Raw genomic sequence first — 13819 nt, forward strand, 5'->3', positions numbered from 1 at the left:
TGTTTATTGCTGTGAGTTTTATCCTTGATTAAGGAAGAGAGAAGAAGGAAGAAGGAAGACTTCCTTCTTCCTTCTATTAATCGCGGGCAATACCTTCGGATCGGGCAGCCAACTGCACTGCACCGGCGACTGCAATGGCAACTCTTTCGTCAAAAACAGACGGTATAATGTGTTCTTTGTCAAGCTGAGAAGGACTGACTAAAGAGGCGATCGCATAAGCTGCTTCCAAATACATACTGGGCGTAATCGTGGTTGCTTTGCAGTCCAAAGCACCTCGAAATATCCCTGGAAATGCCAAAACATTGTTAATTTGATTCGGGTAATCGCTGCGTCCGGTTGCTATAATCGCTGCATCTTCCATAATTAATTCTGGCTGAATTTCGGGAATGGGATTAGCCATTGCAAAAACAATGGGATTTTCGGCCATCGAACGCACCATCGATCGGGTGAGTACGCCGGGGGCGCTGACGCCTAAAAATACATCGGCACCGGCGATCGCATCTTCCAAAGTACCGCTCGAAGGCACAGCAAATTCTAGTTTTTCTGGGTTCATATCCGTGCGGTCTTGGGAGAGGACGCCTTTGGAGTCACACATGATGATGTTTTGGGCACCTGCTTTACGCAGCAAGCGGGCGATCGCGACTCCGGCCGCACCGGCTCCGTTAATCACGATACACACTTCTGCGATGGTTTTTTTGACGATTTTCAAGGCATTAATTAATGCTGCCAAACTAACAATCGCAGTGCCGTGCTGGTCGTCGTGAAAAATCGGAATATCTAAGGTTTCCCGCAATCTTGCTTCGATTTCAAAGCAGCGGGGAGAAGAAATATCTTCGAGGTTAACGCCGCCAAAAACCGGGGCGATATTCTGCACTGTGCGAATAATTTCCTCGGTATCTTGGGTATTCAAACAGATAGGAAAGGCGTCAATACCTGCAAATTCTTTAAATAGCATGGCTTTGCCTTCCATGACTGGCAGTGCGGCGGCTGGGCCGAGGTTTCCCAGTCCCAAAACTGCGCTACCGTCGGTAACAATGGCAACAGTATTTTGTTTGATTGTGAGGTTATAAACTTGTTGCGGGTCATTGGCGATCGCAGTGCAGATGCGGCCGACTCCAGGGGTGTATGCCATTGCCAAATCTGACTGGCGTTTGAGGGAAATTTTGCTAACTACGCTGATTTTTCCGCCGCGGTGCAAGTTGAAAGTGCGATCGTACACGTCGATCACTCTGATATCTGGCAGTCCTTTCACTGCTTGCACTATTTCTTCGTTGTGCTCGAGGCTGGAGGCATCGACGTTGATATCGCGAACGGTAGTGGCGCGGGTTTGCTCGATCAAGTCGATTTGGCCGAAGTTGCCGCCGACAGATGCGATCGCGCTGGTGACTCTTGCCAGCATTCCCGGCTGGTTCGGCAGAGCAACCCGAATTGTTAAACTAAAGCTGGGGTTCGGTGTCAGTTTTACCATGATGTCTTGATTTCAGATTTGAGAATTTCAATCTTAGATTTTATCCCCAATGTTAGGCATAAAATTTAATAATTCAAATTTTCAACTGAAATTTTTAACAAATTCTATGAGCTTGTGGTACGATCGCTCTGCACTGCCAGGGGTGGCGCTGGAAAACAGCTCTTTTTTTCAGTAAAGCTTTGCTTTTTTTCTAGCTGGTTACCAGGAATTTCTTGATGGTACCCGCCACGTGATTTATCCGTGGAATCAATCCAAAATCAAAAATCAAAAATCCTCAAGCCCCCGCATTTATCCGTGGGGTCAATCTAAAATCTAAAATCTAAAATCTAAAATTGATTGACTCTCCTACAAACAGTCTATTTTCTGTCAATTTCCCAGCGAACCGCGAATATGAAGCGCGGGGGTAGAAACCTGGTTTCTGAGGTAAACCTGCGGAACTATTATCTATTTTTGAGAATATTTCTGCTTATTCTGAACCTCAGCAGATATTTCGCAAAAATCTATTTTCCAGCGATACCGCCAAATTCCTGCTGCTGTCTTTTGAAGCGAGACACCGAGGAGAGTTGATGCGGCTTTTTGGTGGCCTTTATTGGGAATGTAAAAAGTAGATGCACGGCTGTTTGAGCCGGCCGGTAAAAATCTGAGCTACTGACAAGCGGTCATTTGATATATATATTTTGCCTGGTTTAACACTTGGCAAGGATTGCGAGTGCAACCTTGCTGCGCGCTCTAAATTACCTGCACGCTTTGCCCGATAATTCCAAAGACTGTAACTAACAGACAATCTACCCCGCGCCGACACAGGCACAGCTTGGGCCGAACCGTGTTGAGTTGCTGGTTGCTAACTGTCAATTTTACCGATCGGCCGCAGCATCGGCCCATATAATTGTAAAGAATTTGCAAGCCAGACAATCCGGGGGAACTTTTTCTAAGTCTTCCAGATCTATCGGTTGCTGTGGTTCGCTGCCGGGGGGAACTATGCACAGGGCAAGTTGTCCGACTCCAGCCATGAGTTCGGCAACTCGCTCCAAAATACTGTCCATTTTGTCAATTAGTTGCTCTGCTGCATCGAGACTTGGCGCGATGATGAAAAAGGTTTTGACTCCATCGGGACAAGGGGCGAAGCCAAGCGTACACTCTCGTAATAGTGCTTGGGTGGAGAGACTGAAACCGTCGTAGAAGCGAGCGATTACTGCTTGATAAAAGACGTGGGTCAGAGAGCGATCACCAAAAATAGGTTGAGATAACATAACTACTTCCTTTCGTAGGATTTTTGGGTGCATTGAAAAAATTTTAACATACCTTAATGTAAGCGATTTAACAAAATGATCTAGCGATCGAGATCATGGACTTGATGTGACATTTTTTAATTTGTGTAGCGATCGCAACTGTGATAAAATGTACTCTGTGCTATCACGGCCAATGATTTTGATCGCATCAGCAGCTCAAAGGTAAGTACAAAATTTCCTACTAGGTGAGGAGAGGGGGATAGGCCCAGAGGGAGAGAACCAGAGGGAAATTACCTAAGTAGTGAGAGTATTATTGCCACAAAGTGCTGAATCTAGAGTTTAAAATAAACATCCAATCAAAATATTAAACATGAACTCGATCGCCCAACAGTTAAAAGCAAAATTTGAAAAAGCATTCACCGCTGCATTCGGCGAAAGTTATGCAGGTGCAGATCCGATGCTAGCCGCCGCCACCAATCCCAACTTTGGGGACTTTCAGTGCAACGCGGCGATGAGTTTGGGGAAAAAGTTAGGAAAGCCCCCACGGGCGATCGCCTCGACAATCATCGAAAACCTAGATATTACCGACATCTGCGAAACCCCAGAAATCGCCGGGCCAGGTTTTATCAATTTGAAGCTGAAACCGGCTTATTTGGAAGCGCAAATTAGTGCGATCGCCGGCGACTCGCGTTTGGGGATTGAACCGGCGAAAACGCCTCAGACAATCGCGATCGACTTTTCCAGTCCGAATATAGCCAAAGAAATGCACGTCGGACACTTGCGATCGACAATCATCGGAGATGCGATCGCCCGCATCCTCGAATTTCAAGGCCACGACGTACTCAGAATCAACCACATCGGCGACTGGGGCACCCAATTCGGAATGCTGATCGCATACTTGCGCGAAGTTCACCCCGAAGCCCTCACAACCGCTGACGCCCTAGATTTAGGCGATTTAGTCGCATTTTACCGCCAAGCAAAACAGCGCTTTGACACAGACGAAACCTTCAAAGAAACCGCCCGCCAAGAAGTAGTAAAACTGCAAGCAGGCGCCGAAGACACCCGCCGCGCCTGGAAATTGCTGTGCGATCAATCCCGCCGCGAATTCCAAGTAATCTACGACTTGCTAGATATCAAATTAACCGAACGCGGCGAATCGTTTTACAATCCATTATTGCCCGCAGTAGTCGAAGATTTAACCACTCTAGGTTTGCTGGTAGAAAGTGACGGCGCGAAATGCGTTTTTGTAGAGGGTTTCACCAACAAAGAAGGCGAACCCCTGCCGCTAATAGTGCAGAAAACCGACGGCGGCTACAATTACGCCACAACAGATTTAGCAGCAGTGCGCTACCGGATACAAAAAGACAATGCAAAGCGCTTAATTTATGTTACAGATTCGGGACAAGCGAACCATTTTGCCCAAGTATTTGCAGTAGCGAGAAAAGCCGGTTGGATTCCTGATGATGTCGAAATTGTCCACGTCCCCTTCGGTTTGGTATTGGGAGAAGACGGCAAAAGAGCCAAAACTCGTTCTGGGGATACAGTACGATTGCGAGATTTGCTCGATGAAGCGATCGTCCGCGCCACCAAAGATTTGGAAGACAGATTAGTCACAGAAGAAAGACAGGAAACGAAAGAGTTTATAGCTAACGTAGGTCGCGTAGTTGGTTTGAGTGCAGTTAAGTATGCAGATTTGAGTCAAAACCGCGCCAGCAACTATGTATTTAGTTACGACAAAATGCTGGCTTTGCAAGGAAATACGGCTCCTTATATGCTGTATGCTTACGCGCGCGTGCAGGGAATTCGCCGCAAAGGTGAGATTAATTTTGATAATTTAGATGCTGGTGCGAAAGTGATTTTGCAGTCTGATGCCGAGTTGGTATTGGCAAAGCATTTATTGCAGTTGAATGAAGTTGTGAGTGCTGTTGGCGGCGATTTGTTGCCTAATCGAATTTGTCAGTATTTGTTTGAATTGAGTCAAAAGTTCAATCAATTTTTTGAGCAGTGTCAGGTGTTGAAAGCTGAGGAACCGTTGCGGACATCGCGGTTAATTTTGTGCGATTTGACGGCGAGGACTTTGAAATTGGGTTTGGAGTTGTTGGGGATTAAGGTATTGGAAAGAATGTAATATAAAGTTTGTAGCTGTAGGGTGCGTGAGAGCAATAAATATTTGAATCTAGATGATGAGACTATTTGCACTCACGCACCTCCCCAAACAGTATTTTATAAATTTTACAGTTCCCAGAATCTATTTCGCTTTTTAGGAGATTTTCCTTTCTTACCTTTATGTTTAAAATTTGGCAAGTCTCTCTCTGTGGAATTGAGCAATTGGTAAAGCATTGCAAGGCTTATCTGGCACTCAATAGTTTCAGGATGCTTCGAGCCTAACTTTTGCTGAAGAATTTCTAAAGCTTGTAGCATTAACATCCCCGCTGCACTATAGTGTTCCTGTTGCAAATAACTAATAGCCAGACTTTTGAAGCTCCTTGCCACATCCAGATGCTCTTTTCCTAGGCAGCGAATTCTTGTTTTTAAAGCTTGTAAATGCAAAGGCTCTGCTTCACTATAGCGATCTTGAGTATCATATAATGCTGCTAAATGATGTTGAACGGTTGCCACATCAAGATGTTCTTCTCCACAGAAACTTTTTGTCAGTTCCAAAGCTTGAATCAATAAAGATTCTGCTTTGTTGATGTGCCACTCTGTTTCAAGGTAGAACAGCGCTAGATTATTCAGATTTATGGCGACATCAGGATGGTTTTCTCCCACCAACTGTTTTGTTTTTTCCAAGGCTTGCTTATAAAATTTTTCAGCTTCAGCGTAGCGTTGCTGATACTTGTAAATACGTGCTAGATAGGTAAGTAAAGTAGGCAAGTGGTTGACATCGCTAATGTCTTTACTCTCCTCTAGAGCTCGCATTAATAGAGATTTAGCTTTTTCATATTCACCTCGTTCAAAATATAGCGCTACCAGATGTTCCAAGCAGGTTATTAGATGAGTTTTGTGTTGTTCTTCACGCCAGTATTTGCTTAGCTCTAAGGCTTGTAAAAACATAGTTTCAGCGTCATCATAACGACCTTGAAGGTGGCAGAGGCTAGCGAGATTGATTAAGCTGATTGATACGCAAACATTGTGTTCTCCAAGTAAGCGTTTGTCCAGTTCCAAAGCTTCTACTAATAGGGGTTCAACTTCGCTATAGCGACCAAGAGCTTTGTAGGCGCAAGCCAAATTGCTGAGGCTTGTTGCCACTTGGGAATGCTCTGACCCAAAATGGGATCGAGTTACGGATAGACATTGCTCAAACCAAGGTAATGCTTGAGCATATAATCCTTGACCTTCATAAAATCGACCCAAGCCTACAAAAGGCACTGTTAAATACTTGTCATTTAGTAAATCCCTTAAGTCTTTGTCTTTGGCTATCTCTGCCACATGGGGAATAGCAGGGGCAGCTATTTGAATCCGCTGATAGGTGGGTGACTCAGGGATTTGATCCGCTACTGCCCATGTGGCGTTTACAAAGGCTTCTTTAAGTTCATTCACTTCTATTGACTCTTCTCGCTTCCCCCTCAAAAATTCTCGAATTAGGGGATGCAAACGACAGGCTGTATCACTCGTAGACTTTAGCAGATGGCAATTCAATAAATCAGCTCTAGCTTCTTCCAAAAGTTCTAAATCAATCTTCTCATCTTCTGATGTGAGCAGATAATGGTATGCTCCTTTCACTAGCCACCAAGGAATGTCAGCCAAGGCAAATAAACTCAGCATACAGCCCAATTTTTGGGCGTTTTCATCTAATCGCTCCCAACTCAACTCAAAGGCAGCAGCTACCCCCAATTGAGCAGTCATTGTCGGATCGGGTTTTTGGACAGCTATGTGTTTGAGTCGCTTTTCCTCCAGTAAAGACAGCATTGCCTCCAAGGACAAATCCCGGCGATTATAAAGATAACACCCCACTAATTCCAACCCCAGGGGTAAATAGCCAAGCCACTCACAGATTTGTTCGGCAACATCTAATTCCAGTTGAAAGCGATTCAGATCCTCAATCAGCACTTCCAACAGTCTCAGTGCCGCCTCTGTTTTCAATTCATTTAATGGCAAATACGCCAAACCTCGCCCCAACTGTTCCCGCGATGTAATCAGCACCTTAAACCCAGATGATTTTGGTGGCAAATAAGGCTTTACCTCCTGCTTGTAGTCTGTGACATCATCGAACGCAATCAGCACATCTCCCAATGGCCAATTTTGCCAGCAGTACCTCAACTGATTTGGTAAATCCAAATCCTCTGGCGGCTTCAGGTTTAAGAGACTCCGCGCAAAACTAACAATTTGAAGCCCTACATCTCCATTTCTGACATCAATCCAACAAACACCGCCGGCACCGTCACCTAACCCCTCTAAATGTCGCTGCCCATAGCGATCGGCAAGTGCCGTTTTGCCAACCCCGCCCATGCCAATAATCGTGACAGCAGGAAGATTATTCTGTTGCTGGAACAACTCATCCAGCTTTTCAATATCCTGTTCTCGCCCTACAAACTCCACCACACTGCTACGAGTAAGATTATCGTATTTCTCACGCCTCGGTTTGGCAAAGACTCGCTCCTTTTCCCTCAGAATGACATCGCACTCTGCTGGAGTTGCCGGAAATATTTCCTCATTTCGCCTGATAAAAACAGTGCCAGCAGGATAGGTTGTACGCGGTGTTAAATCTCTGATCGTCCGGTGTAAATGGGGACTCGGCGGGATAGAAATAACGAAAATATTTTTGCCATCTATCTCAACAATTTCACAGTGAACATCTGGAATAGGAGGCTCACAGGCAGGGTTAACCCTTTGTAGAATTTGTTTGGGAGTTAGCAGGTTGCTAACATCAAATAAGTCTCTCGTACCATCAGACCTTAACTCATCTCCAACCCCTATAATCAGATAGCCTGTTTGGTCAGCGGTATTAAAATTACCATTGGTCAGTGATAAAATATCTCTGATGAACTCATCGCATTGCTGCTTGGCATAATCTTTCTTGGAGTCTTTTAGTTTGTGCAGTTCCCGTTTGAAATCTAATTTCAAACCTTCTGGCTGGCTGATGAGTTGTCTAAGCTGCTGACTGTCCATAGTTTATGTCCGTTGAAAATCGAGGCATTTACGGCATTTTGTTAACAATCAAGCTCTCCAGAATTCCTTTAAACATTGTTACGACAATTTGGCGATCGTTATCTCTAACAAATATATCGTAATTAGGACTTGAGTTAATTTCAATCAACCAATATGCTCCGTTTTTATCTAGCGCTATGTCAAGCCCAGCATAATTAATCGCAATTTCTGCAAAAACAGGTTTAACAAAATCTTCAATCTCAGACATGAGATTGGGGTTAATTATATGTTTGGCTTTTGCACCTTCCCAGTGCAACGGGCTTAAATTGCCCGCAAATTTAGCCTGAGATTTGTCTTTCTCGTACAGCAAAACTAACTTTTCTTTGCAGAATACAGCCCGATATTCGTGGGCAATTTCGATATATTCTTGAGCTAGGGCCACATAGTCATAATCTTTGCTGTTTACGTTAAATATAATTTCTAGGGCTTCTTTAATTTGCTCTCTACTTTCACACAAAAAAACATTGTTGCCACCAGCACCGCGATTTCTTTTGAGAATTACCGGGAAAGCGAATTTTTTGTTTACTTCTAAAACAATTGATTCAATATCTGGGAAACTCAAATACTTTTTATACTTCTCCTCGCAGTGAGGCGAGACAAAACCGAGAGTTCTGGCAGTATTTATTTTGCCGTTTAATAGTTGATAGGTATATTCTTTGTCTTTAAAAATCTCTGCTACTGACGCGCTGTTAAATGGCGTCATGTAATTGACAAAATAATATTCTTCGCCGCCCTGTTTGAGTCTAATCAAGTTTTGGGAAGGATGCAGGATTTCGTAAGGGATATTTAATTCCTCACAAGCTGCCAGCAGGATTTGAATATTGGTTAGCATAAAATGTAACTTAATTAAAAATTAATTTTAAAGATTTGAGATTAGAGAATCGCTTCCAAATCTCAAACCTCAAATTAGATCGCACTTTTATCCAAACAACCGCTCCTGTCCGTTGGCGGCATCTTTCCCGGCATAAATCTCGCGCGTTCCCTTGGGAATGTAAATCCAATCGAATTCTTGCAAGCGGTTTGTTAAATTGGAAATGCTTACTCCCAATTCATCTCTCATTTTGTATAAATGCGACCACTTAGTTAAATCGCGTCCCTGTCTTTTTTCCTCCAAAATACACCGAGGCATCAACAAACAGCTTGCAAAATATTGCGCTTGCCATTCGATCGACAAAACCTTATTATCAGCACTCGCACCCCGACAAACAAACGGTTCCTCGGCATCCTGGGCGGTTTTTCCTTGATTGCCCAAGTTTAGTTCCAACTGTTCGACAGTGCCGTCTGCTTCGTCTTGATTGACGTGTAGCACCCAGTGGCCGATTTCGTGGGCGATCGTCGATTCGATGAAGCCTGGGGGTTTTTCGAGAATCTGTTCGTTGATTTCGATTAACCGCTGCTGCGGCAAAATCCTCGCCGCGATCGCACCTTCTTCATCCGGCTCAATGCACTCCCAAACTACGCCCAAATCCAGAAAATCAGCAACCGTTGTCGCATCAAAAGGCCATCTCGGAGCAAAATTTTGCGTTTTCTGCATCTGCATCAAGATGTCATTTGCCAAACGCTCGATCGTTTCTTTGGGATAGAAGCAATACGGCTTAAAAATACTCACTATGAGGGGCCTCTCTTACGCTTCAAAAGACTGTTTGAGCCAATCGGGATTTTCTTGCATCCGGCGGAAAAGAGCCTGCATTTCCTTCGGATTCTGCTTCAGCAGCGCTTCGTACTGCTGCGGCAGCCTCCCCGCCAAGAAAATCAATTCCTCTTCGTTTATGTCTAGATTCCGCGCTAATGCTCGGATTACCTCCTCTTTTGGCGCATAATCCGCTCGATCGTTCTCCAACTTCGACAAATAAGTAAAGTCCACACTTAGCATAGCTGCTAGCTCACGTTGTGAGTAAGCTTTGTCCTTGCGAGCTTGACGGATCAGTCTTCCAAATGTTTGTTCCACGGTTTTTTGCCTCCTGACAAGCATTCTAGCCTGTTTTGATGAAAAGTTCAACAAAATACTTGACGGGAAAATCAACCCGCGCTACCATGAGATTAGTTGACGGTTTAATCAACCAATTAACCCGGACTGGTAGGGTTAAGGGTGCAAATTAGCCTAGCTCACACGCTACATATAGCGTCGTCAACTTCAGAGGAGTGAGAAGCGCTGGGCGTCAAAACGCTTGTACGCAGCAAATAAGGAGGAGCAGATCGCAAATGCTGAGAACCTGGACAGACACGCATTACAAGCTCGAAGACGATGACTGGCTATACATCGCCACCCACGAAGAACAAAGCTCAGCCTCACTGGTTTGTCCCGGCTACGCGCGGGATGGCGAAGGCTTCAGCATCCACTTCACCCCAGCGCACTTAGAAACGTTAGAGCATTTGCTCGCCGCGCTGCGGATTATTAAAGCTCAACAAGAGGCGATGCTTGAGTATACCTATCCAGAACCAAAAGCAACAACACATCTTATTAGGTAATCGAAGTTCGGCCACGAGCAATGTACAAGATTTAACGGATTACCAGTTCCCCGTAAAGCAGCAATAAATAACTAAGGAAAAACGAACAATGACTACTAAAACACAAGAAAGACCTACATTTTCAGTATTTGGTGCCAAACCGAGCAATGCTTTGCTAGTACCAGAAATTCCGATCGCAGTACGTAACAATTGCCAAAGTGGCCAGTGGGCGATCGGCGATACAGACTACGGTTCCAAGTGTTCCATGACAATCCTCAAATTCTCCAAATTCTTCGGTTCCCTCGGTCAAACTTCGCACACATTGTGGGGTCAACTGTGGTTTGTCGCAGAAAGTGGCGAATTACCGCAAGGAGTAGTCATGGTGACATACATCAAAAACCGCAGCTTGAACGATTTTAACCGCTTGGTAGCATCAGTTCAATCTCGCGGCGTAGAACCTGCAACCGGAATTTTTGTTCCCGAATTTGTTAAGCATTCCGGTCAGAAACCAGACGACAGCGGAGTAGTAAAACCGATAAACTACTACAGCTTGAAATGGTCTTGGAACGAGCGGAAAGATTGGGCTGTGATCGACCAAGCTGCAGCAGTTTTGTCAGATTCTAGCAATCAATCGCGGATGATTGACTTAGAAGGAACAAGGGCAATGGTGTGTTTAGATAACCTGCCGGCGCAGCAAGTAGCCTGCTTGATGGCTGCTCACGCTGGCGGTGAAAGCGATGCTATGGCTTTGAATTCCAACGGCAGTATGTCGCTACCGCCAGCCGAAGACCAATTAACTGCTGACTTGTTCTAATTTTGTTGTAAAGGCGCGATTAAATCGCGCCTTTGCCATAACTGTTACAACCGACTGAAATGAAGAAATTAACCAAGCTGAAAACCAAACCAAACCTGCAAGAAAGTCGTTTGCAAGAGAATCTTGAGCTGCTCGACCAAATTCGGGCAGATGCAGTTAACGACATCGAAAGTCTCACAGAAGACTTCCAGCACATGACTTTAGTTGCCGAATCAGTGCAGCGGAATTACCGAGCTTTGTTAGCCGAAAATCAATTGCTAAAAGGCACACTTTTAAGTATAATTGATGAGTGCGGCTGCTGGGAAGGAAATCGGTGTGATCGCTGCTGGAAACTTCTCAAAATGCTAGCCAGCGATAATTCAGAAGAAAAACCCGACGCAGCCAGCAAGTACCGTTCCATTCTCAGCCAACTCCGCAACTTAGAATAACTGAAAACGTTTCAGTCACAAGTGTCGAAAAGTTATAATCAGGAGAAGCCAACATTATGACAATAGCAACTGCCAAAGATAGCAAAGCCCAAATTTTGCAAAACTTTCAGCAGATTTTAGCCGACAAAAAAAAGATCGAATCCAAAGTCGAAACCAAAGAACAGTCAGCCGAAAAAGCCAAAAACAAACAACTCCTAGAAGTCGCTTCTACCTACACAATTGACAGCATCGTCAAAGGCTTGGCTGACTTGCAATTAGATTTTGGCAGTACCATCAGCGGACTTTCGGAAAAACTAAAGGCAGAATCTTCAAAATTAGACGAATTAAAACGCGCGATCGAAATTGAAGCCACACAATTGCAAGAGTTACAGCAAATCAGAGTTGTAGCAGACGCCCTCCACATTTTAACTCAAGAGCACCGAGAAAAACTGACCCTGCTCGAACAAAACAGCGCCAACCAGCGCGAAATAATCGAAAAAGACACGACCCAAAAACGCAAGGTTTGGGAAAAAGAACAGCAAGAATTTGATGCAGCAGTTCAAGAAGAAACTGCACTCCTCACTAAAAAGCGCCAAGAAGAAACAGCAGATTATCAATACGAATTACAGCGCACTCACAAAATAGAAATCGACGAATACGAAGAAACGAAGCGCAAACTAGAACGGGACTTGCAAGAATCTACCCGCGAAAAAGAGAAAAATTGGGTGGAACGGGAAAAAGTCCTCAGCGACAATCAAGCGGAGTTTGAAGAGAATCAAAGAAAAGCCGCCGGATTTGAAGAAGAGCTCAAACAGGCTTATGTCAAAGCCAAAGAAGAAGCAATTCAAGAAGTTTCCCGCGAAGCTAAAGTCAAGGCAGATTTAGTGGATAAAGAATGGGAAAGCACTAAGCAAGGATATGAATTGAAAGTGCAATCTCTACAGCAGACAATTGAGCGACAAACCCAACAAATTGCCGAAATATCCGCGCAACTGCAAGCCACGATGAACCAAGCGCAAGATTTGGCAATGAAAGCTTTTGCCAGCAAAGCTTAAAACCTAGTAGGGTGTGCAATACACACCTTACGAAAAAATGACATAAATTTTCCACCCTATTAAGAAATGAAAAGTCATGAACAAAAAAGTTAGCGACAAAAGCACCAAGGCGGAAATCTTAGAAGCGTACAAGGAAGCAGCGCAAGAAAAAGCGCAGTTAGAATTGCAAATCCAACAGCTAAACGCTTCCCAAAAGCAAACATCAGTCCCCGAAAAACCTATTGGGGAGGCACAAAAATCAATGGCTTTAACTCAAAATTCACAAAAAATGCAGTCTACAATCGACAATTTGATTTTGCTGCAATTTGGCTTTGGTGGTGCTGTCAGCGAGTTGTCGGAAAAATTAACTTCGGAAGCTGCTAAAGTCGAAGAATTGCGGCGCACAGTGGGTGAGGAAATTCAACAACTGCAAGAGTTGCACAGTTTAGAAGATGTTGCAGAGGATACGCTGGACAATTTAATTCAACAGTACGAAGAAAGCGCGAAAACTTTTGCTGGCGAACTCAGCGAACAGCGCGAAACTGTTGAACAGGAATTGTTGGAACGCCGACAAGCTTGGGAAAAAGAGCAGGAACTCCACAAGTTGGCTATTAAAGAACGCAATGAGCATCACCAAAAAGCTCGCCAGCGGGATGAAGACTTGTATGATTATGAGTTGAATCTTCAGCGAAATCTGGACATCGAAGAATACCAACAGCGCCAGAAAAGGCTGTATCAAGAAATCGAAGAGTTTCAGCAAGAACAGGAGAAACAGTGGGCGGAACGCGAAAAATCTATTTCGGAACGAGAAAAACTTTATGCTGAGGTTAAAGCGAAGGTAGAAGCTTTCCCGAAAGAACTGGAAGCTAATATCAAGAACGGGAAAGATAACGGCCGCAATATTGGCAATTATCAAGCTAAAGTTAAGGCGGATTTGTCTGCTAAAGATATCGAAGGGCAAAAGCAAAATTATGAACTGCAAATTCAAGGGATGTTGCAGACAATTCAAAATCAAGATGCGCGCCTTGCTAGCTTGTCGAAACAACTGGATTCTGCTTTGAAACAGGTTCAAGATTTGGCGGTGAAGGCGATTGAGGGTTCATCGAATTTGAGTTCTTTCCAAGCAGTGAGGGAAATTGCGATCGAACAAGCGAAGACTCAGCAGAAAAATAAGTAGATCTAACTCGGCGGTTTAAAGAGACTGTTGGCGAATTAAAAAAGGGTGAAACCAAACATCCCATAATCATGGAAAAAAAACTACAATGAGGCAG

The 13819-nt window shown here is 44.3% G+C and carries 12 protein-coding genes; 6 read left to right on the plus strand and 6 right to left on the minus strand.

All coding sequences use genetic code 11. The features are described from left to right. Positions 1–76: 76 nt before the first annotated feature. Together QUA03_RS15475 and QUA03_RS15480 are read right to left on the minus strand one after the other, a co-directional pair. Positions 77–1468: a malic enzyme-like NAD(P)-binding protein gene (locus tag QUA03_RS15475; RefSeq protein WP_333213159.1), complete on the minus strand. Its 1392-nt coding sequence runs from the start codon at positions 1466–1468 to the stop codon at positions 77–79. An 854-nt stretch (positions 1469–2322) separates the two neighbouring features. Further along, entirely contained in the window at positions 2323–2718 is a 396-nt protein-coding gene (locus QUA03_RS15480) for a hypothetical protein (protein WP_333213160.1), read from the minus strand. 349 nt (positions 2719–3067) lie between these two features. Here QUA03_RS15480 and argS point away from each other — a divergent pair, with 349 nt between their 5' ends. Beyond that, complete coding sequence (gene argS / locus QUA03_RS15485) at positions 3068–4825, plus strand: arginine--tRNA ligase (RefSeq protein WP_333213161.1); 1758 nt, start codon at positions 3068–3070, stop codon at positions 4823–4825. A gap of 104 nt (positions 4826–4929) precedes the next feature. On the opposite strand, the gene QUA03_RS15490 is transcribed toward argS, so the two are convergent. From QUA03_RS15490 to QUA03_RS15505, 4 genes are all read right to left on the minus strand, one after another. Beyond that, on the minus strand, positions 4930–7806 hold the full coding sequence (locus tag QUA03_RS15490) for a tetratricopeptide repeat protein (RefSeq protein WP_333213162.1): 2877 nt from the start codon (positions 7804–7806) through the stop codon (positions 4930–4932). A 28-nt stretch (positions 7807–7834) separates the two neighbouring features. Further along, positions 7835–8677, minus strand: a complete 843-nt coding sequence (locus QUA03_RS15495; RefSeq protein ID WP_333213163.1) for a YheC/YheD family protein — start codon at positions 8675–8677, stop codon at positions 7835–7837. An 87-nt stretch (positions 8678–8764) separates the two neighbouring features. Beyond that, a complete protein-coding gene (locus QUA03_RS15500; protein ID WP_333213164.1) occupies positions 8765–9454 on the minus strand; it encodes an ImmA/IrrE family metallo-endopeptidase in 690 nt (229 codons plus the stop codon). Positions 9455–9469: 15 nt separating this feature from the next. After that, a complete protein-coding gene (locus tag QUA03_RS15505) occupies positions 9470–9793 on the minus strand; it encodes a helix-turn-helix domain-containing protein (protein WP_006634885.1) in 324 nt (107 codons plus the stop codon). A gap of 254 nt (positions 9794–10047) precedes the next feature. Here QUA03_RS15505 and QUA03_RS15510 point away from each other — a divergent pair, with 254 nt between their 5' ends. The 5 genes from QUA03_RS15510 to QUA03_RS15530 all read left to right on the plus strand — a co-directional run bounded on the left by QUA03_RS15510 (position 10048) and on the right by QUA03_RS15530 (position 13725). Beyond that, the gene (locus QUA03_RS15510) at positions 10048–10314 is read left to right on the plus strand and encodes a hypothetical protein (RefSeq protein WP_006634886.1); all 267 of its coding nucleotides are present in this window, start codon (positions 10048–10050) and stop codon (positions 10312–10314) included. Positions 10315–10402: 88 nt separating this feature from the next. Beyond that, a complete protein-coding gene (locus QUA03_RS15515; RefSeq protein ID WP_333213165.1) occupies positions 10403–11107 on the plus strand; it encodes a hypothetical protein in 705 nt (234 codons plus the stop codon). A gap of 59 nt (positions 11108–11166) precedes the next feature. Then, entirely contained in the window at positions 11167–11535 is a 369-nt protein-coding gene (locus tag QUA03_RS15520; RefSeq protein WP_333213166.1) for a hypothetical protein, read from the plus strand. 56 nt (positions 11536–11591) lie between these two features. Next, a complete protein-coding gene (locus QUA03_RS15525) occupies positions 11592–12569 on the plus strand; it encodes a hypothetical protein (protein ID WP_333213167.1) in 978 nt (325 codons plus the stop codon). 76 nt (positions 12570–12645) lie between these two features. Then, positions 12646–13725: a hypothetical protein gene (locus tag QUA03_RS15530; RefSeq protein WP_333213168.1), complete on the plus strand. Its 1080-nt coding sequence runs from the start codon at positions 12646–12648 to the stop codon at positions 13723–13725. The last annotated feature ends 94 nt before the right edge of the window (positions 13726–13819 follow it).

This window comes from Microcoleus sp. S36b_A4, assembly GCF_036700645.1.
In the GTDB taxonomy this organism is placed as follows: Bacteria; Cyanobacteriota; Cyanobacteriia; order Cyanobacteriales; family Microcoleaceae; genus Microcoleus.